This window comes from Cellulosimicrobium sp. AB352, from assembly GCF_049538415.1.
Classification (GTDB): Bacteria; Actinomycetota; Actinomycetes; order Actinomycetales; family Cellulomonadaceae; genus Cellulosimicrobium; species Cellulosimicrobium funkei.
Map to the genome: position 1 here is coordinate 215,950 of NZ_JBMVFX010000002.1, position 16,470 is coordinate 232,419.

Sequence of the window (16,470 nt, forward strand, 5' to 3'; positions counted from 1 at the left end):
GGTCACGCGCTTTCCGGACCCCGGCGTCCGGCACCTCGGCCGGGCCGGCGCCACCCGCGGGTGGCGGGATGGCGGATGGCGGGTGGCGGGACGGCGGGATGGCGGGACGACTCAGCGCCGGCCGCCGCCGAGGAGGCCGCCCAGCCCGCCCAGGAGGTCGCCGAGACCGCCGCCGGAGCCCGACCCGCCGCCCAGGAGCCCGCCGAGGACGTCGCCCAGGCCGCCCCCGCCGGTCTGCGAGGTGCCCGGCCGCTCGCCCGCGCCCTTCCCCGCCGCGGTGCCGCCCGAAGTGCCGCCCGCCGTGCCGCCCGAGGTGCCGGTCGTGGCGCCGCCCGACGACCCGGCGCCGCCGAGCTGCTTCGCGAGGAAGGCCAGCGCGATCGGCGCGAGCGCGGGCAGCACCTTCGCGAGCAGGTCCTTGCCGGTGCCCGTCGACTGGGCGAGCTGCGCGACGACCGCCTGCTCGTTCTGCCCGAACACGTGCCCGACGATCTTGCGGCCGTCGTCGGTGTCGACGTCGTCGAGGTCGACGCCGCCCTCCACGAGCGCCGGGTCGTGCTGCGCGAGGGCCTCGCCGAGCGACGCCGCGCCCGCCGGGTCCTGCGCGTTGGCGCGCAGCCCGCCCAGCAGCGCGGGCAGCGCCGCGCCCACCGCGCGCTGCGCCGTCGCCTCATCGACGCCGAGCCGACCGGCGAGCTGGTCGAGCGGGACGGTGGACAGGATGTCGTCGATGCCGGCCATGCGGTCGTCCTCCGGTTCAGGGGTGCTCCAGCGGGTGCGCACCGGGGCGCGGTGCGGCCCCACCGTAGTCCCGGCCGGGCGTCCTCGCAGGCACTCGCGTCCGGGGCTGCGTCCGGCCCTGCGAGGTGCCAGGGTGGGACGCATGAGCGAAGACACCACCGCCACGAGCCCCGACCCGGAGACGGGCGCCGAGGGCGACACCGACCAGCTCCAGCCCGAGGAGACGCTCCTCGACCGCGGCGTGGACGACGTGCTCGACGAGGGCTACTCCCCGCCCGAGCGCCCCCGCTCGAACCACTTCGGCGAGACGCCGTGGGAAGAGGTGCACGGCGAGACGCTCGACCAGCGCCTGGCCGAGGAGGAGCCGGAGGAGTGGGAGCGCGACCCGTCCGAGCGTCCCGACGAGACCCGCGCGGGCCGCCTCGTCGCGGACCCCGACGCCCTCGACGGGCGCCAGAACGACACGTACGCCGACGACGAGGGGATCTCCGGGGGCGCCGCGGGCGCCGAGGAGGCCGCCGTCCACGTCGTCGAGGAGCCCTGAGAAGCCCCGAGGAAGCCCCGAGGAAGCCCTGAGGGCGAGCGCCCGCCCGCGGCCGGCTCAGGCCGGCTCGCGGGGCGGCGCGTCCTCCCAGACGTCCTCCTCGTTCCGCACGGCGCGGATGCGGTCGGCACGCGCCGCGAGCTCCGCGTCGGGCGGGTAGGTGACCTCCTCGAGCACGAGCCCGTGCGCCGGCACGACGCCCGCCCCCGCGTCCCGGCGCCGGCTCGCGAGGAGCTCCGCGGGCCACCCGACGTCGCGGCGCCCCTCCCCCACGGCGAGCGACGCGCCGACGAGCGCGCGCACCATGTTGTGGCAGAACGCGTCCGCGCGGACGTGCGCGACCACGAGCCCCGCGTCGGGCCCGTCCGTCGGGCGCGACCACGACAGGTGCTGCAGCTCCCGGATCGTCGTGGCGCCGGGTCGCGGCTTGCAGAACGCCGCGAAGTCCCGCACCCCGAGCAGGGGCCGCACGGCGGCGTCCATCGCCGCGACGTCGAGCGGCCGCCGGTTCCACAGCACCCACTCCCGGCGCAGCGGGTCGCGCTGCGCCGGGTCGTCCGCGATGCGGTAGGTGTACGCGCGGTGCAGCGCGGAGAAGCGGGCGTCGAACCCGGCCGGCGCCTGCGCCGCACGGTGCACGACGACGTCCCCCGGCAGCACGCCGCCCAGCCGCGCGACGAGCGCGTCCCCCGGCGCGCGGTCGGACCGGCCGGGCAGCGCCTCCCACTGCGCCCGCGCGAGGTCGACGTGCGCGACCTGCCCCCGCGCGTGCACGCCCGCGTCCGTGCGCCCCGCCACCGTGAGCCGCGGCGCCGCGCCCCGCAGGATCGTCGCGAGCCCGTCCTCGAGCGTGCCCTGCACCGTGCGCAGCGTCGGCTGCCGGGCCCAGCCGGCGAACGCCGTCCCCTGGTAGGCGAGGTCCAGGCGCACGCGCACGACGTCGTCCGGCACCTCGGGTCGCGGGGCGTCGGGGTCCGGGAGGGCGGGGAGCGGGACGGCGGTCACGGGAGTTCACCGTAGTCGCCCGCCCGTGCGCCGCGCGCGCCGCCGTGCCTACGCTGCCGCCCATGACCGGCGACCCGCACGACGTCCGCACCCTCGCCGTCGACTGCGGCGGAGGCGGCATCAAGGCGAACGTGCTCGACGCGTCGGGCACCGCGCACGCCGCGGCCGTGCGCGTCCCCACGCCCTACCCCCTCCCGCCCGACCTCCTCGTCGAGACGGTCGCGGGCATCGCGGCCTCGCTGCCTCCCACCGACCGCGTCACGGTCGGCCTGCCCGGGATGATCCGGCGCGGCGTCGTCGTGCACACGCCCCACTACGTGACGCGCAGCGGGCCCCGGTCGCGCGTGGACCCCGCGCTCGTCGAGGCCTGGACGAGCTTCGACGTCCGCGCGGCCGTCGAGCGCCGGCTCGGCGTCCCGGCGCTCGTGCTCAACGACGCCGAGGTGCACGGCGCGGGCGTCGTCGCGGCGTCCGGGCTCGAGCTGGTGCTGACCCTGGGGACGGGGCTCGGCTCCGCGCTGTTCCACGGGGGCCGGCTCGCGCCGCACCTCGAGTGGTCGCGCGCCCCGGTGCGGCGCGGCACCACGTACGACGAGTACGTCGGCGAGCCCGAGCGCCGCCGCCTCGGAGACGGGCTCTGGTCGCGCCGCGTCCTCGCGGTCGTCGAGGGGCTGCGGCCCGTGTTCTGGTGGGACCGCCTCTACCTGGGCGGTGGCAACTCGCGGCGCATCACCCCGAGCGTCCTCGACCGGCTCGGCGACGACGTCGTCGTGGTGCCGAACTCGGCGGCCCTCGTCGGGGGCGCCCGCGCGTGGGACCTCCCGCCGGCCTGACGCCTCAGCGACCGGCCGTGCCGCGGTCCGGCTCCCCGTCCGCGGTGCGCGGCCTGGGCGCGGCCGCGGCGGGCTCGAGGAGGCCCGGCGTCGCGCCCTCGCCCCCGCCTCCCGGAGGCGCGCCCGCGGCGAGCGCGCCGTGCGCGTCGAGCAGGATGCGGTTGAACGCCACGGGCGCGTCCAGGCTCACCAGGTGTCGCGCGCCCGGGACGACGACGAGCCGGGCGGAGGCCCCGCCCGCGCGCGCCGCGGCGAGGAACCCGCGCTCCCCGAGCCGGAAGTGGTCCCAGCGCCCGTTGACGAGCCAGACCGGCGAGTCCGCCGCGCCGAGGGCCCGGACCGGGTCGACCGACCCCACCTCGCGCAGGATCGCGCTCATGACGTCGAGGGCGAACCCGCCGGCCGCCAGGTCGGCGGCGGCCTGCGCCGTCATCGCCCGGTCGACGAGCGCCTGGTTCAGCCCGGCTCCTCCGTCCGGGAGCCGCTCGATGCCGCGCGCGAGGACGAGCCAGCCGCCGCGCAGGCGCGTCGACGGCGGCGTCGAGCACGCGGCGGCGACGAGCCCCACGACGCGCTCCGGGTGCCGCGCACGCGTCTCGATCGCGACGTAGCCCCCGAGCGACAGCCCGACGACGAGCGCGCGTCCGCCGATCGCGTCGATCCCTGCCGCGACCGCCCCGACCGCGCCGTCGAGCGTGAACGCCTCGCCGCGCCGCACCCCGTGGCCCGGCAGGTCGACCGCGACGGCCCGCACTCCGGCGCGGCCCAGCGCCGCGAGCTGGTCGCGCCACATCGAGCGCGACGTGCGCGACCCGTGCACGAGGACGACGGGTGGCCACGTCCCGCTCCCGGTCCCGGTCCCGGGCGACGCGTCGGTGGAGGTCACGTCTCGACCGTAGGGCCTGCTCCACGCGAGATCGACCCGGGGGAACGGGACAGGGCCGGAGACTCGCCAGGCCGGGGACGCCGCAGGGCCCGGGACCGTACGGTCCCGGGCCCTGCGCGACGAGCCCCGGAGGGCTCGGGCGGGAAGAGGAGGCTCAGGCCTCCTTCTTCTCCTCCGTGGCGTCCTCGACGGGCGCGTCCTGGACGTCCTCGGTGGGAGCGTCCTCGACGGCGGCGTCCTCGACGGGCGCGTCCTCGACCTTGTCGGCCTTCTTGGACGGCTTGTCGGCCTTCTTCTTGCTCGCCTTCTCGGCAGCCTTCTCCGCCTCGCGGACGACGGCCTGCTTCGGGCTGACGGGCTCGGTCACGAGCTCGATCACCGCGAGGGGCGCGTTGTCGCCCTTGCGCGTGCCGACCTTCGTGATGCGCGTGTAGCCACCCTCACGCTCCGCCATCTGCGGGGCGATCTCGGTGAACAGCGTGTGCACCACGGACTTGTCGCGGACGACGCGCAGGACGCGACGGCGCGCGTGCAGGTCGCCGCGCTTGGCGAACGTGATGAGGCGCTCGGCCACCGGGCGCAGGCGCTTCGCCTTGGTCTCGGTGGTCGTGATGCGGCCGTGCTCGAAGAGCTGGGTGGACAGGTTCGCGAGCATCAGGCGCTCGTGAGCCGGTCCGCTGCCGAGCCGGGGGCCCTTGGCGGGGGTAGGCATGGGATGTGCTCCTTGGGAAGTGATCGCGCCGCAGGTGCGGACCCGGACGCGCTGAGGTGTCTAGAGCCGCAGGCTCAGTACTGCTGCTCGGTGTCCGAGAACGTCGCCTCGTCGTCGTCGCCGTCGTAGTACGCGGCGGCCGACGGGTCGAAGTCGAGCGGCGAGTCCTTGAGGGACAGGCCGAGCTCGGCGAGCTTCTCCTTCACCTCGTTGATGGACTTCGCACCGAAGTTGCGGATGTCCAGCAGGTCCGCCTCGCTGCGTGCGACGAGCTCGCCCACCTGGTGGATGCCCTCGCGCTTGAGGCAGTTGTACGAGCGGATCGTGAGGTTGAGCTCCTCGATCGGCAGCGCCAGGTCCGCGGCCAGGGCCGCGTCCGTCGGCGACGGACCGATCTCGATGCCCTCGGCCTCGACGTTGAGCTCGCGGGCGAGGCCGAAGAGCTCCACCAGCGTCTTGCCGGCCGACGCGAGCGCGTCGCGCGGCGAGATCGCCGGCTTCGTCTCGACGTCCACGACCAGCTTGTCGAAGTCCGTGCGCTGCTCGACACGCGTCGCCTCGACCTTGTAGGTCACCTTGAGGACCGGCGAGTAGATCGAGTCGACCGGGATCCGGCCGATCTCGGCGTCGAACGACTTGTTCTGCGAGGCCGAGACGTAGCCGCGGCCGCGCTCGACGGTCAGCTCGATCTCGAGCTTGCCCTTGTCGTTGAGCGTGGCGATGTGCAGCTCGGGGTTGTGGACCTCCACACCCGCGGGCGGGACGATGTCCGCCGCGGTGACCGCACCAGCACCCTGCTTGCGCAGGTACATCACGACGGGCTCGTCGTTCTCCGAGGAGACGACGAGGTTCTTGATGTTGAGGATGACCTCGGTCACGTCCTCCTTCACACCCGGCACGGTGGTGAACTCGTGGAGCACACCGTCGATGCGGATGGAGGTGACCGCCGCGCCCGGGATGGACGACAGCAGCGTGCGACGCAGCGAGTTGCCGAGCGTGTAGCCGAAGCCGGGCTCCAGCGGCTCGATGGAGAAGCGCGAACGGTTCTCCGAGATGACCTCTTCGGTCAAGGTGGGGCGCTGTGCGATCAGCACTGGTGGTTTCCTTTCGGTGAGCGTCCGCCATATGACGCTGCACGGTTCAAGGCGAGGTGCGTGCCTGCGGCACGCGGCCCCGGCCGGGACTCTGTCCACCCGGCCGGGAAGGGTGCGTCGACCCCGTCAGGAGGCGGCTGCCCCGTGACGGGCGCCGTCGACGGGCTCGGCCGGTCGGTGACCGGGCGGCCCGTCGACGGCACGTCGACGACGAGGGTCAGACGCGACGACGCTTGGGCGGCCGGCACCCGTTGTGCGCCTGCGGCGTCACGTCCTGGATCGAGCCGACCTCGAGGCCGGCCGACTGCAGCGAGCGGATCGCCGTCTCGCGACCCGAGCCCGGGCCCTTGACGAAGACGTCGACCTTCTTCATGCCGTGCTCCTGCGCCTTGCGGGCAGCGGCCTCGGCCGCGAGGCCGGCGGCGAAGGGGGTCGACTTGCGGGAGCCCTTGAAGCCGACGTCGCCGCCGGAGGCCCACGCGATCACGGCGCCCGACGGGTCCGTGATCGACACGATCGTGTTGTTGAACGTGCTCTTGATGTGCGCCTGGCCGGCGGGGACGTTCTTCTTGTCCTTGCGACGAGGCTTGCGCCCAGCGGCGGCGCGAGTCTTGGGAGGCATGTCCTTCTTCTCTCCTGGTCTGAGGTGGTCTGACCGCGGGGATCTCCACCCGGCACGGGACGGACCGTGAGGTCCGCGTCAGTGCGCGAGCAGGGCCCGCCCTGCGGACTGGCTCAGCGGGCCTTCTTCTTGCCGGCCACGGTGCGCTTCGGTCCCTTGCGCGTACGCGCGTTGGTCTTCGTGCGCTGGCCGCGCACGGGCAGGCCGCGGCGGTGACGCAGGCCCTGGTAGGTGCCGATCTCGACCTTGCGGCGGATGTCGGCGGCCACCTCACGACGGAGGTCACCCTCGAGCTTGTAGTTGCCCTCGAGGTAGTCGCGGAGCGCGACGAGCTCGGCGTCGCCGAGGTCCTTCACGCGGGCGTCCGGGCTGATGCCGGTGGCGGCCAGCGTCTGCTGGGCGCGGGTACGGCCGACGCCGTAGATGTAGGTGAGCGCGACCTCGAGCCGCTTGTCGCGGGGGAGGTCGACGCCGATGAGACGTGCCATGTGCCTTTCGGCTCCTCGTGCTTCGTCGGAGGTCTGTCGCACCGCCCTCCCACGGGGAGCTCCGTGGGCCCCGGCCTCCGAGCCGGGGGTTCCCCTGCCTGTGGCGTTCTCCTCCCGGACTCGCGTCCGGGGTGCCGAGCAGGTTCGTGGTGGTGCGCTGGTGGCCGGCCGTCGTCGTGACGGGCGGCCTGGTGACCGCGGTCCCGGAGGACCGTCACCCGTGGCGCAGGTGAGGGCTCAGCCCTGGCGCTGCTTGTGCCGCAGGTTCTCGCAGATCACCATGACGCGACCGTGCCGGCGGATCACCTTGCACTTGTCGCAGATCTTCTTGACGCTGGGCTTGACCTTCATCTTCGTTCCCTCAGTGGTGCCCCGCTCCGGGCGCGACCGACGAGCGGCCCCGGTGGTCCCGGGTGCGAGGCGGGTGAGTGGGTGGACGCGTGACGACTACTTGTAGCGGTAGACGATCCGGCCGCGGGACAGGTCGTACGGGCTCAGCTCGACCACGACCCGGTCCTCGGGGAGGATCCGGATGTAGTGCTGGCGCATCTTGCCCGAGATGTGCGCGAGAACCTTGTGCCCGTTGGCCAGCTCCACGCGGAACATCGCGTTCGGCAGGGCCTCGACCACGCTGCCCTCGATCTCGATGACACCGTCCTTCTTTGCCATGTCCTCCGCTAACTCTCGTCTGAACTGCTAGGACTCCCGCGCACGCCCGACCCGAGGGTCGTCCGATCGTGGGAGGTGCGTGGAGCCGCGTGCGGTGGTCGGTCGCCCGGGTCCCGAGGGACGGGGGCCGGATGAACGACGTGCACGGACTACACCCGACGGACCATCCTACGGCATCCGGCAAGGGACGGGAAACCGTGGCGGGTCGTGCGCGCGGTGCGACGCGTCACTCCCCCGTCGTGCGGGGTGCCGTCGGGCGCTGCCGGACGGGAGCGAGGCGGCCCGCGACGGGCCGGTGCGCGGTCAGGCCGCGAGCGGTGCGACGCGCACGCCGAGCTCCGCGAGCTCCGCGGCGCCGCCGTCGGGCGCGGTGAGGACCCAGATGCCCTCGTCGAGGATCGCGACGCTGTGCTCCCAGTGCGCGGCACGGGTGCCGTCGTCGGTCACGACCGTCCAGTCGTCCTCGCACACCTCGGTGAACCGCTCGCCCCGCGTGAGCATCGGCTCGATCGCGAGGCACATGCCCGGGCGCAGCCGCGGGCCCTTCTCACGCGTGCGGTAGTTCGGGACGTCCGGGGGCTGGTGCATCGCGGACCCGATCCCGTGGCCGACGTAGTCCTCGACGATGCCGTAGGTCACGCCGTCCGACTCCCCCGAGACACGCACCGAGTCCTCGATGGCGGCCCCGACGTCGCACAGCCGCTCGCTCGTCGCGAGGGCGGCGATCCCGGCCCACATGGCGCGGCGCGTCGCCTCGACGAGCGCCTCGTCCTGCGGGTCGCCCTCGCCGAGCACGAACGAGACCGCCGAGTCGCCGTGCCAGCCGTCGACGACGGCCCCGCAGTCGACGGAGACGACGTCGCCCGGGCGCAGCTCGCGCGGCCCGGGGATGCCGTGGACGACCTCGTCGTTCACCGACACGCAGAGCGACGCCGGGTAGCCCTCGTACCCGAGGAACGACGGCGTCGCCCCGGCGTCGGCGATGACCGCGGCGGCGAGCGCGTCGAGGTCGGCGGTCGTCATGCCCGGGCGGACGGCGTCGCGCACCGTCCCGAGCGCACGCGCCACGACGAGGCCGGCGCTGCGCATGGACCGGACCTGGTCGTGCGTCTTGTACTCGATGCGCTCGCGACCGAACACCCTGCTGCTCCTCAGAACCGACGGAAAGACGTGCGGGCGCTCAGCCGACGAGCGCGGTCAACGCCGACACGATGCGGCCCGTGACCTCGTCGATGTCGCCGATACCGTCGACGCGCACCAGCAGGCCGCGGTCCGCGTAGGCGGAGGTGAGCGGCGCCGTCTGCTCCGCGTAGATGTCGAGGCGGCGCGCGATGGCCTCCTCCGTGTCGTCCTCGCGACCCTCGATCTCCGCGCGCTTCGCGAGGCGCGCGAGCAGCTCGTCGCGGTCCGCGGTGAGCTCCACGACGCCGTCCAGCGCGACGCCCAGGTCGGCGAGGATCGCGTCGAGCTCGACGACCTGGGCCGCGTTGCGCGGGTAGCCGTCGAGGATGAACCCCTGCGCGGCGTCGTCCTGCGCGAGACGGTCGCGGACCATCGCGTTCGTCACCGTGTCGGGGACGAGGTCGCCCTTCGCGGTGTACTCCTGCGCGAGGCGGCCGAGCTCCGTGCCGCCCTTGATGTTCGCCCGGAAGATGTCGCCGGTCGAGATCGCCGGGATGGACAGCTGCTCGGCGAGCCGGGCGGCCTGCGTCCCCTTGCCCGCGCCCTGCGGGCCCATGATGACGAGGCGCGCGGGGCGCGCGGCGGACTGGCCGTCGGTGGCGTTGCTCAACGGAGGAACCCTTCGTAGTGGCGCTGCTGCAGCTGGGAGTTGATCTGCTTGACCGTCTCCAGGCCGACGCCGACGACGATGATGATCGAGGAGCCACCGAACGGGATGTTCGTGCTCACGCCGAGCCCGATGAGGACCAGCGTCGGCAGCAGTGCGACGAGCGCGAGGTAGATGGCACCCGCGGAGGTGATGCGGGTGATGACGTAGTCGAGGTACTCGGCGGTGGGCCGGCCGGCACGGATGCCCGGGATGAAGCCGCCGTACTTCTTCATGTTGTCCGCGACCTCGTCCGGGTTGAACGTGATCGACGTGTAGAAGAAGCAGAAGAACAGGATCATCAGCACGTACAGCAGGATGTGCAGCGGCGCGGACGGGTCGGCCAGGTTGGTGCTGATCCAGATCACCCAGTCGGCGCTCTGGTCGCCGAACTGCGCGATGAGGCCCGGGACCGCGAGCAGCGAGGCCGCGAAGATCACCGGGATGACGCCCGCCATGTTGATCTTGATCGGGATGTAGGTGCTCGAGCCGCCGTACATCCGGCGACCGACCATGCGCTTGGCGTACTGCACCGGCACGCGGCGCTGCGACTGCTCGACGAACACGACCAGCCCGATGACGAGCACGATGACCGCGATCATGATGATGAAGTTCGTCGCGCCGTTCGCGCCGCCGGCGATCGACCACAGGGCGGTCGGGAAGCTCGCGGCGATGGACGTGAAGATGAGCAGCGACATGCCGTTGCCGACGCCGCGCTCCGTGATGAGCTCGCCGAGCCACATGATGAGGCCGGTGCCCGCGGTCATCGTGATGACCATGAGGGCCATCGTGACGAAGCTGGCGTCCGGGATGACGTCGACGGAGCAGCCCTGGAAGAGCAGGCCGTTGCGCGCCGTCGTGATGACGGTCGTCGACTGGAGGATGGCGAGCGCGATCGTCAGGTAGCGCGTGTACTGCGTGAGCTTCGCCTGGCCCGACTGGCCCTCCTTGTGGAGCGCCTCGAAGCGAGGGATCACGACGCGCAGCAGCTGGACGATGATGCTCGCGGTGATGTACGGCATGATGCCGAGCGCGAAGATCGACAGCTGGAGCAGCGCGCCGCCGCTGAAGAGGTTGACCAGGCTGAGCAGGTCGTTGCCGTCGGCGGTCTCCGCGATGCACTGCTGCACGTTGGGGTAGTCCACGCCGGGCGTGGGGATGAACGACCCCACCCGGAAGATCGCCATGATCGCGATCGTGAACAGCAGCTTGCGCCGCAGGTCGGGCGTCCGGAAAGCCCGGGCGAATGCGCTGAGCACCTATCCTCCTGGCCCGCCGAGGCGGGATGTCGTGTCGCCGGGAGGCCCGGCGAGGTGTGACGCACGGCACGGGCGCCAAGAGGCACCCTAGCCGTAGCGCCGCGTCGAACGGCAAGTCGGTCCCGATCACCGGACGGGCCGGCCGTGGACCTGGGAGTGACGGCGGTCACCCCCGGGGTGCGGGGAGACAGCCGTCGGAGAGTCTAGACCGTGGTGCGCTGCCGGACGGACCACGGGTCGTGCAGGGAGGCACCCTCAGACGCGGACAGGGCCGACGGCGCGTACGCGCCACCGGCCCTGTCCAGGTGTGTCAGTCCTCCGAGACCGAACCGCCGGCCGCGAGGATCTTCTCGCGAGCCGCGCCCGAGAGAGCGTCGACCGCGACCTCGAGCTTGACGGTGATCTCACCCGTGCCGAGCACCTTCACGAGCTGGCCCTTGCGGACCGCGCCCTTCGCGACGAGGTCCTCGACGGTGACCTGGCCACCCTCGGGGTACAGCGCCGCGAGCTTGTCCAGGTTCACGACCTGGTACTCGGTGCGGAACGGGTTCTTGAAGCCGCGCAGCTTCGGGAGGCGCATGTGCAGAGGCATCTGCCCACCCTCGAAGCGCTCGGGAACCTGGTAACGAGCCTTCGTACCCTTGGTACCGCGGCCCGCCGTCTTACCCTTCGACGCCTCACCACGACCCACGCGGGTCTTGGCCTTCTTGGCGCCGGGAGCCGGACGCAGGTGGTGGACCTTGAGCGTGCCGCCGGCACCCTCGGTCTGCGCGGGGGTCTGCTCGGCCTTCGCCGGAGCCGACGCCTTCGCAGCGGTCTTCTTCTTCGGAGCCTCGGCGGTCTCCTTGGTGGCCTTCTCAGCCATGGTCACTCGACCTCCTCAACGGTGACGAGGTGCGCCACCGTCGCGACCATGCCGCGGATCTCCGGGCGGTCCTCCTTCACGGCGGTGTCGCCGATCCGCTTGAGGCCCAGAGTGCGCAGCGTGTCGCGCTGGTTCTGCTTGCCGCCGATGGCGGACTTCGTCTGGGTCACCTTGAGCCTGGCCATCAGGCGTTCACCCCCGCAGCACGGGCACGCAGGAGCGCGGCCGGGGCCACGTCCTCGAGCGGGAGACCACGGCGCGCGGCGACAGCCTCAGGCTGCTCCAGGTTGCGCAGGGCCTCGACGGTCGCGTGCACGATGTTGATCGCGTTGGACGAGCCGAGCGACTTGCTCAGCACGTCGTGGATGCCCGCGCACTCCAGCACGGCGCGCACCGGACCGCCGGCGATCACACCGGTACCCGGAGCGGCCGGACGGAGGAACACGACGCCGGCGGCGGCCTCACCCTGGATGGGGTGCGGGATGGTGCCCTGGATGCGCGGGACCTTGAAGAAGTTCTTCTTGGCCTCCTCGACACCCTTGGCGATCGCCGCGGGCACCTCCTTCGCCTTGCCGTAGCCGACGCCGACGGTGCCGTCGCCGTCGCCCACCACGACGAGCGCGGTGAAGCTGAAGCGGCGGCCGCCCTTGACGACCTTGGAGACGCGGTTGATGGTGACGACGCGCTCGACGAAGGCGTTCTTCTCGGCTGCGTCGCCACGGCGACCGTCGCGACGGTCACCGCGACGGTCGTCGCGGCGCCCCCCGCGCGCGTTCTGGTCGCTCGACTCGTTGGCGGCACCCGTGGGGGCGCCGGTGGTGCTGCGCTGCCCTGCAGCCATCAGAGAATCCTTTGCTTCCGTGTGGGGATGGTCGGCGTCGTCACAGGGACAGACCGCCCTCGCGAGCGCCGTCGGCGACCGCAGCGACCCGACCGTGGTACTTGTTGCCACCACGGTCGAAGACGACGGAGTCGACGCCCTTGGCCTTCGCACGCTCGGCGACGAGCTCGCCGACCTTGCGGGCCTTGGCGCTCTTGTCGCCGTCGAGCGCACGCAGGTCCGCCTCGAGCGACGAGGCCGACGCGAGCGTCTGACCGATCGTGTCGTCCACGACCTGAGCCGTGATGTGACGCGTGGAACGCGTCACCACGAGGCGCGGACGACCGGCGGTCCCCTTGATCTTCTTGCGCAGGCGCAGGTGCCGGCGCTGACGCGCGACGGCCTTGCCCTTGCCGAGAACCTTCAGAGCCATCGTTACTTACCAGCCTTTCCAGCCTTGCGGCGGACGACCTCGCCGGCGTAACGCACACCCTTGCCCTTGTACGGCTCGGGCTTGCGGATCTTGCGGATGTTCGCTGCGATCTCGCCGACCTGCTGCTTGTCGATGCCGGAGACCGAGAACTTCGTCGGGCTCTCGACCGCGAACGTGATGCCCGCGGGCGGGGTCACGACGACCGGGTGGCTGAAGCCGAGGGCGAACTCGAGGTCCGAGCCCTTGGCCGTCACGCGGTAACCGGTGCCGACGATCTCGAGCTTCTTCTCGTAGCCCTGCGTCACGCCCTGGACGAGGTTCGCCAGGAGGGTGCGGGTCAGGCCGTGCAGCGCGCGGGACTCGCGCTCGTCGTTCGGGCGCGACACCACGAGGGTGCCGTCCTCCTGAGCGACCTGGATGGGGGCGGGCACGTGGTGCTCGAGCGAGCCCTTGGGGCCCTTCACGGTCACGAGCGCGCCGCTGATGGTGACGTCCACTCCGGCGGGAACCGGAACGGGGATCTTGCCGATTCGAGACATGGCGTATCTCCTTTCCGGGTTACCAGACGTAGGCGAGGACTTCGCCGCCCACGCCCTTCGTGGCGGCCTGCTTGTCGGTGAGCAGACCGGAGGACGTGGACAGGATCGCCACGCCCAGGCCGCCGAGAACCTTCGGCAGCTCGGTGGACTTGACGTACTTGCGCAGGCCGGGCTTCGACACGCGGCGCACGCCGGCGAGGCTGCGCTCACGGTTCGGGCCGAACTTGAGCTGGATGGTGAGGTTCTTGCCCACCGTCGCGTCCTCGACGCTCCAGCCGGAGATGTAGCCCTCGGCCTGGAGGATCTCGGCAATGTGCGACTTCAGCTTCGAGTACGGCATGGTCACCGTCTCGTGGTAAGCCGAGTTCGCGTTCCGCAGACGCGTCAGCATGTCTGCGATCGGGTCGGTCATCGTCATCGGGCTCTAGCCCTTCCTCGACGTGGTATCCGGGCGGGGCGCGTCGAGCGACGCGCTCCGCCAGGACCTACGACGTAGTTGTTACCAGCTGCTCTTGGTGACGCCCGGAAGCTCACCACGGTGGGCCATCTCGCGCACGCAGATGCGGCACAGGCCGAACTTGCGGTACACCGAGTGCGGGCGACCGCACTTCTGGCACCGGGTGTAGGCGCGGACCGCGAACTTCGGCTTGGCGGCCGCCTTGTTGATCAGGGCCTTCTTCGCCATGTCAGTTCTCCTTGAAGGGGAAGCCGAGACGGCGCAGCAGGGAGCGGCCCTCGTCATCGGTCGTCGCCGTGGTCACGATCGTGATGTCCATACCGCGGACACGGTCGATCTTGTCCTGGTCGATCTCGTGGAACATCGACTGCTCCGTGAGACCGAACGTGTAGTTGCCGTTCCCGTCGAACTGCTTGGGCGACAGGCCGCGGAAGTCGCGGATGCGCGGCAGGGCGATCGACAGCAGGCGGTCCAGGAACTCCCACATGCGGTCGCCGCGCAGCGTGACGTGCGCGCCGATCGGCATGCCCTCGCGCAGCTTGAACTGCGCGATGGACTTGCGGGCCTTGGTCACCTGCGGCTTCTGGCCGGTGATCGCGGACAGGTCGCGGATGGCGCCCTCGATGAGCTTCGAGTCCTTGGCGGCGTCACCGACACCCATGTTCACGACGATCTTCGTGACGCGGGCGACCTGGTTGACGTTCTCGTGCCCGAACTCCTCGCGCAGACCGGCGACGATCTCCTCGCGGTAGCGCTGCTTCAGGCGGGGCACCTCGGGGGCGACGATCTCGGTGCTCATCAGATGTCCTTCCCGGAGCGCTTGGCGACACGCACGCGCACGGTGCGCTTGCGGCCGTCACGCTCGACCTCTTCGGTGCGGTACCCGACGCGGGTGCCCTTCTTGGTCTCCGGGTCGACGACCATCACGTTGCTGATGTGGATCGGGGCCTCGACGGTCTCGATCCCACCGGTCCGCGTGCCGCGCTGCGACTGGCCGACCTTGGTGTGCTTGGTGACGCGCTGGACGCCCTCGACGATGACGCGGTCACGGTCGGTGAGCACCTCGAGGACGCGCCCCTGCTTGCCCTTGTCCTTGCCCGCGATGACGACGACGAGGTCGCCCTTCTTGATCTTGGCCATGGTCAGAGCACCTCCGGAGCCAGCGAGATGATCTTCATGAACCGCTTGTCGCGCAGCTCGCGCCCGACCGGGCCGAAGATGCGCGTCCCGCGCGGCTCGCCGTCGTTCTTGAGGATCACGGCGGCGTTCTCGTCGAACTTGATGTAGGAACCGTCCGGACGACGGCGCTCCTTGGCGGTGCGGACGACGACGGCCTTGACCACGTCGCCCTTCTTCACGTTGCCGCCCGGGATCGCGTCCTTGACGGTTGCGACGATGACGTCGCCGATTCCGGCGTAGCGACGGCCCGAGCCACCGAGAACACGGATGCAGAGAATCTCCTTGGCACCCGTGTTGTCGGCGACACGAAGTCGCGACTCCTGCTGGATCATGTAATGAACTCCTGTCGTCGAGCCGGTTCTCGCCGTGGGCGAGCCTTGCCGAACGGATAGCTGTCAGTGCCGGGTCCCTCGCGGGTGAACCGGCCAGGACCGGGCGGTGGACCCGCCCGACCTGTCCTCACTGGTTGCCGCACCGCGGTGCGGCACGAGAGCGGTCGTGACGAGCGAGCCGGGGCCCGCCCGTCACGACCGGTGGATCACTTGGCCTTCTCGAGGATCTCCGCGAGGCGCCACCGCTTGGTCGCGGACAGCGGGCGGGTCTCCATGATGAGCACCAGGTCGCCCACGCCGGCAGAGTTCTGCTCGTCGTGCGCCTTGACCTTGCTCGTGCGGCGGATGACCTTGCCGTAGAGCGGGTGCTTGACCCGGTCCTCGACCTCGACCACCACGGTCTTGTCCATCTTGTCGCTCACGACGTAGCCGCGGCGCGTCTTGCGGTGCGCGCGCTCCTCGGCCGCCTCGGGCGCGTTCGTTGCGTTCTCGCTCATTCCAGCCTCACTCACTCGGCGCTCGGCGCGGTTCGGATGCCGAGCTCGCGCTCACGCAGGATCGTGTAGATCCGCGCGATGTCGCGGCGGACGGCCTTGAGGCGCCCGTGGCTCTCCAGCTGGCCGGTGGCCGACTGGAAGCGGAGGTTGAAGAGCTCCTCCTTGACCTTCTTGAGCTCGGCGACGAGCGTCTCGTCGTCCATGGCGTCGAGGTCGACGGGGGCGAGCCCCTTCGTTCCGATTGCCATCAGTTGCCACCACCCTCGCGCACCACGAAACGGCACTTCATCGGGAGCTTGTGGATCGCGCGGCGCATGGCCTCGCGAGCCAGGTCCTCCGGGACACCCGCCAGCTCGAAGACGATCCGGCCGGGCTTGACATTGGCGACCCACCACTCGGGCGAACCCTTACCGGAACCCATGCGGGTCTCGGCAGGCTTCTTGGTCAGGGGACGGTCCGGGTAGATGTTGATCCAGACCTTGCCGCCACGCTTGATGTGGCGGGTCATCGCGATACGAGCAGCCTCGATCTGGCGGTTCGTCACGTACGCCGGCTCGAGAGCCTGGATGCCGTACTCGCCGAACGAGATCTGGGTGCCACCCTTCGCCGCACCGGAGCGCGACGGGTGGTGCTGCTTGCGGTGCTTGAGCCTGCGCGGGATCAGCAT

The 16,470-nt window shown here is 71.6% G+C and carries 27 protein-coding genes; 2 read left to right on the forward strand and 25 right to left on the reverse strand.

The window, feature by feature from the left end; translation table 11 throughout:
* Window positions 1–111: 111 nt before the first annotated feature.
* Window positions 112–741: a DUF937 domain-containing protein gene (locus ACPCUX_RS02465; RefSeq protein ID WP_034654903.1), complete on the reverse strand. Its 630-nt coding sequence runs from the start codon at window positions 739–741 to the stop codon at window positions 112–114.
* Between the two features lie 142 nt (window positions 742–883).
* Here ACPCUX_RS02465 and ACPCUX_RS02470 point away from each other — a divergent pair, with 142 nt between their 5' ends.
* Window positions 884–1,285 carry a DUF5709 domain-containing protein gene (locus tag ACPCUX_RS02470; protein ID WP_034654904.1) on the forward strand — a complete coding sequence of 134 codons (402 nt, stop codon included), beginning with the start codon at window positions 884–886 and terminating at the stop codon, window positions 1,283–1,285.
* 57 nt (window positions 1,286–1,342) lie between these two features.
* Here ACPCUX_RS02470 and truA read toward each other — a convergent pair whose 3' ends face one another.
* A complete protein-coding gene (truA, locus tag ACPCUX_RS02475; protein WP_409142056.1) occupies window positions 1,343–2,236 on the reverse strand; it encodes a tRNA pseudouridine(38-40) synthase TruA in 894 nt (297 codons plus the stop codon).
* Between the two features lie 116 nt (window positions 2,237–2,352).
* On the opposite strand from truA, the gene ACPCUX_RS02480 reads away from it, so the two are divergent.
* Complete coding sequence (locus ACPCUX_RS02480) at window positions 2,353–3,123, forward strand: ROK family protein (RefSeq protein WP_423388108.1); 771 nt, start codon at window positions 2,353–2,355, stop codon at window positions 3,121–3,123.
* A gap of 4 nt (window positions 3,124–3,127) precedes the next feature.
* Here ACPCUX_RS02480 and ACPCUX_RS02485 read toward each other — a convergent pair whose 3' ends face one another.
* The 23 genes from ACPCUX_RS02485 to rplP form a co-directional block, all read right to left on the reverse strand.
* A complete protein-coding gene (locus tag ACPCUX_RS02485; protein ID WP_423388109.1) occupies window positions 3,128–4,009 on the reverse strand; it encodes an alpha/beta fold hydrolase in 882 nt (293 codons plus the stop codon).
* Between the two features lie 154 nt (window positions 4,010–4,163).
* Window positions 4,164–4,721: a 50S ribosomal protein L17 gene (gene rplQ / locus ACPCUX_RS02490; protein ID WP_114552595.1), complete on the reverse strand. Its 558-nt coding sequence runs from the start codon at window positions 4,719–4,721 to the stop codon at window positions 4,164–4,166.
* A 74-nt stretch (window positions 4,722–4,795) separates the two neighbouring features.
* Window positions 4,796–5,815, reverse strand: a complete 1,020-nt coding sequence (locus ACPCUX_RS02495) for a DNA-directed RNA polymerase subunit alpha (protein WP_021479760.1) — start codon at window positions 5,813–5,815, stop codon at window positions 4,796–4,798.
* A 217-nt stretch (window positions 5,816–6,032) separates the two neighbouring features.
* Complete coding sequence (gene rpsK / locus ACPCUX_RS02500; protein WP_021479759.1) at window positions 6,033–6,437, reverse strand: 30S ribosomal protein S11; 405 nt, start codon at window positions 6,435–6,437, stop codon at window positions 6,033–6,035.
* 113 nt (window positions 6,438–6,550) lie between these two features.
* Window positions 6,551–6,925 (reverse strand): 30S ribosomal protein S13, encoded by a 375-nt coding sequence (gene rpsM / locus ACPCUX_RS02505; RefSeq protein WP_021479758.1) that lies wholly within the window; start codon window positions 6,923–6,925, stop codon window positions 6,551–6,553.
* A 237-nt stretch (window positions 6,926–7,162) separates the two neighbouring features.
* On the reverse strand, window positions 7,163–7,276 hold the full coding sequence (rpmJ, locus tag ACPCUX_RS02510) for a 50S ribosomal protein L36 (protein ID WP_009740505.1): 114 nt from the start codon (window positions 7,274–7,276) through the stop codon (window positions 7,163–7,165).
* Between the two features lie 96 nt (window positions 7,277–7,372).
* Window positions 7,373–7,594: a translation initiation factor IF-1 gene (gene infA / locus ACPCUX_RS02515; RefSeq protein WP_012867920.1), complete on the reverse strand. Its 222-nt coding sequence runs from the start codon at window positions 7,592–7,594 to the stop codon at window positions 7,373–7,375.
* A 303-nt stretch (window positions 7,595–7,897) separates the two neighbouring features.
* Complete coding sequence (map, locus tag ACPCUX_RS02520; protein ID WP_043651996.1) at window positions 7,898–8,734, reverse strand: type I methionyl aminopeptidase; 837 nt, start codon at window positions 8,732–8,734, stop codon at window positions 7,898–7,900.
* 40 nt (window positions 8,735–8,774) lie between these two features.
* Window positions 8,775–9,332: an adenylate kinase gene (locus ACPCUX_RS02525; RefSeq protein WP_114552598.1), complete on the reverse strand. Its 558-nt coding sequence runs from the start codon at window positions 9,330–9,332 to the stop codon at window positions 8,775–8,777.
* Window positions 9,333–9,382: 50 nt separating this feature from the next.
* Window positions 9,383–10,681 (reverse strand): preprotein translocase subunit SecY, encoded by a 1,299-nt coding sequence (gene secY / locus ACPCUX_RS02530; protein ID WP_021480441.1) that lies wholly within the window; start codon window positions 10,679–10,681, stop codon window positions 9,383–9,385.
* Between the two features lie 310 nt (window positions 10,682–10,991).
* Complete coding sequence (rplO, locus tag ACPCUX_RS02535) at window positions 10,992–11,546, reverse strand: 50S ribosomal protein L15 (RefSeq protein ID WP_074808895.1); 555 nt, start codon at window positions 11,544–11,546, stop codon at window positions 10,992–10,994.
* A gap of 2 nt (window positions 11,547–11,548) precedes the next feature.
* A complete protein-coding gene (gene rpmD, locus ACPCUX_RS02540) occupies window positions 11,549–11,731 on the reverse strand; it encodes a 50S ribosomal protein L30 (RefSeq protein ID WP_021480439.1) in 183 nt (60 codons plus the stop codon).
* Complete coding sequence (gene rpsE / locus ACPCUX_RS02545; RefSeq protein WP_423388110.1) at window positions 11,731–12,387, reverse strand: 30S ribosomal protein S5; 657 nt, start codon at window positions 12,385–12,387, stop codon at window positions 11,731–11,733. Before rpsE ends, rpmD begins: the two co-directional genes overlap by 1 nt.
* Before the next feature lie 40 nt (window positions 12,388–12,427).
* On the reverse strand, window positions 12,428–12,799 hold the full coding sequence (gene rplR, locus ACPCUX_RS02550; protein WP_021480437.1) for a 50S ribosomal protein L18: 372 nt from the start codon (window positions 12,797–12,799) through the stop codon (window positions 12,428–12,430).
* A gap of 2 nt (window positions 12,800–12,801) precedes the next feature.
* On the reverse strand, window positions 12,802–13,338 hold the full coding sequence (gene rplF / locus ACPCUX_RS02555; protein WP_021480436.1) for a 50S ribosomal protein L6: 537 nt from the start codon (window positions 13,336–13,338) through the stop codon (window positions 12,802–12,804).
* A 19-nt stretch (window positions 13,339–13,357) separates the two neighbouring features.
* A complete protein-coding gene (rpsH, locus tag ACPCUX_RS02560) occupies window positions 13,358–13,756 on the reverse strand; it encodes a 30S ribosomal protein S8 (protein WP_021480435.1) in 399 nt (132 codons plus the stop codon).
* A gap of 81 nt (window positions 13,757–13,837) precedes the next feature.
* The gene (locus ACPCUX_RS02565; RefSeq protein WP_021480434.1) at window positions 13,838–14,023 is read right to left on the reverse strand and encodes a type Z 30S ribosomal protein S14; all 186 of its coding nucleotides are present in this window, start codon (window positions 14,021–14,023) and stop codon (window positions 13,838–13,840) included.
* A 1-nt stretch (window position 14,024) separates the two neighbouring features.
* Window positions 14,025–14,594, reverse strand: a complete 570-nt coding sequence (gene rplE, locus ACPCUX_RS02570) for a 50S ribosomal protein L5 (RefSeq protein ID WP_021480433.1) — start codon at window positions 14,592–14,594, stop codon at window positions 14,025–14,027.
* Window positions 14,594–14,935, reverse strand: a complete 342-nt coding sequence (gene rplX / locus ACPCUX_RS02575) for a 50S ribosomal protein L24 (RefSeq protein WP_021480432.1) — start codon at window positions 14,933–14,935, stop codon at window positions 14,594–14,596. The genes rplE and rplX overlap by 1 nt, the downstream gene beginning before the upstream one ends.
* A 2-nt stretch (window positions 14,936–14,937) precedes the next feature.
* Window positions 14,938–15,306 (reverse strand): 50S ribosomal protein L14, encoded by a 369-nt coding sequence (rplN, locus tag ACPCUX_RS02580; RefSeq protein WP_021480431.1) that lies wholly within the window; start codon window positions 15,304–15,306, stop codon window positions 14,938–14,940.
* 206 nt (window positions 15,307–15,512) lie between these two features.
* On the reverse strand, window positions 15,513–15,803 hold the full coding sequence (rpsQ, locus tag ACPCUX_RS02585) for a 30S ribosomal protein S17 (protein WP_021480430.1): 291 nt from the start codon (window positions 15,801–15,803) through the stop codon (window positions 15,513–15,515).
* Between the two features lie 11 nt (window positions 15,804–15,814).
* Window positions 15,815–16,051 carry a 50S ribosomal protein L29 gene (gene rpmC, locus ACPCUX_RS02590; protein WP_021480429.1) on the reverse strand — a complete coding sequence of 79 codons (237 nt, stop codon included), beginning with the start codon at window positions 16,049–16,051 and terminating at the stop codon, window positions 15,815–15,817.
* Window positions 16,051–16,470 (reverse strand): 50S ribosomal protein L16, encoded by a 420-nt coding sequence (rplP, locus tag ACPCUX_RS02595; RefSeq protein ID WP_021480428.1) that lies wholly within the window; start codon window positions 16,468–16,470, stop codon window positions 16,051–16,053. The genes rpmC and rplP overlap by 1 nt, the downstream gene beginning before the upstream one ends.

Coding starts and splice junctions, on each gene's coding strand:
- rpmJ (WP_009740505.1), bottom strand. CDS start 7,276: ATGAAGGTCAAGCCCAGCGTCAAGAAGATCTGCGACAAGTGCAAGGTG.
- rplN (WP_021480431.1), bottom strand. CDS start 15,306: ATGATCCAGCAGGAGTCGCGACTTCGTGTCGCCGACAACACGGGTGCC.
- rpsQ (WP_021480430.1), bottom strand. CDS start 15,803: ATGAGCGAGAACGCAACGAACGCGCCCGAGGCGGCCGAGGAGCGCGCG.
- rplP (WP_021480428.1), bottom strand. CDS start 16,470: ATGCTGATCCCGCGCAGGCTCAAGCACCGCAAGCAGCACCACCCGTCG.
- rpmC (WP_021480429.1), bottom strand. CDS start 16,051: ATGGCAATCGGAACGAAGGGGCTCGCCCCCGTCGACCTCGACGCCATG.
- rplX (WP_021480432.1), bottom strand. CDS start 14,935: ATGGCCAAGATCAAGAAGGGCGACCTCGTCGTCGTCATCGCGGGCAAG.
- ACPCUX_RS02525 (WP_114552598.1), bottom strand. CDS start 9,332: ATGGGCCCGCAGGGCGCGGGCAAGGGGACGCAGGCCGCCCGGCTCGCC.
- rplF (WP_021480436.1), bottom strand. CDS start 13,338: ATGTCTCGAATCGGCAAGATCCCCGTTCCGGTTCCCGCCGGAGTGGAC.
- ACPCUX_RS02480 (WP_423388108.1), top strand. CDS start 2,353: ATGACCGGCGACCCGCACGACGTCCGCACCCTCGCCGTCGACTGCGGC.
- rpsK (WP_021479759.1), bottom strand. CDS start 6,437: ATGCCTCCCAAGACTCGCGCCGCCGCTGGGCGCAAGCCTCGTCGCAAG.
- ACPCUX_RS02470 (WP_034654904.1), top strand. CDS start 884: ATGAGCGAAGACACCACCGCCACGAGCCCCGACCCGGAGACGGGCGCC.
- ACPCUX_RS02565 (WP_021480434.1), bottom strand. CDS start 14,023: ATGGCGAAGAAGGCCCTGATCAACAAGGCGGCCGCCAAGCCGAAGTTC.
- rplQ (WP_114552595.1), bottom strand. CDS start 4,721: ATGCCTACCCCCGCCAAGGGCCCCCGGCTCGGCAGCGGACCGGCTCAC.
- rpsE (WP_423388110.1), bottom strand. CDS start 12,387: ATGGCTGCAGGGCAGCGCAGCACCACCGGCGCCCCCACGGGTGCCGCC.
- rplE (WP_021480433.1), bottom strand. CDS start 14,594: ATGAGCACCGAGATCGTCGCCCCCGAGGTGCCCCGCCTGAAGCAGCGC.
- rpmD (WP_021480439.1), bottom strand. CDS start 11,731: ATGGCCAGGCTCAAGGTGACCCAGACGAAGTCCGCCATCGGCGGCAAG.
- rpsH (WP_021480435.1), bottom strand. CDS start 13,756: ATGACGATGACCGACCCGATCGCAGACATGCTGACGCGTCTGCGGAAC.
- rplO (WP_074808895.1), bottom strand. CDS start 11,546: ATGGCTGAGAAGGCCACCAAGGAGACCGCCGAGGCTCCGAAGAAGAAG.
- rplR (WP_021480437.1), bottom strand. CDS start 12,799: ATGGCTCTGAAGGTTCTCGGCAAGGGCAAGGCCGTCGCGCGTCAGCGC.
- ACPCUX_RS02465 (WP_034654903.1), bottom strand. CDS start 741: ATGGCCGGCATCGACGACATCCTGTCCACCGTCCCGCTCGACCAGCTC.
- infA (WP_012867920.1), bottom strand. CDS start 7,594: ATGGCAAAGAAGGACGGTGTCATCGAGATCGAGGGCAGCGTGGTCGAG.
- rpsM (WP_021479758.1), bottom strand. CDS start 6,925: ATGGCACGTCTCATCGGCGTCGACCTCCCCCGCGACAAGCGGCTCGAG.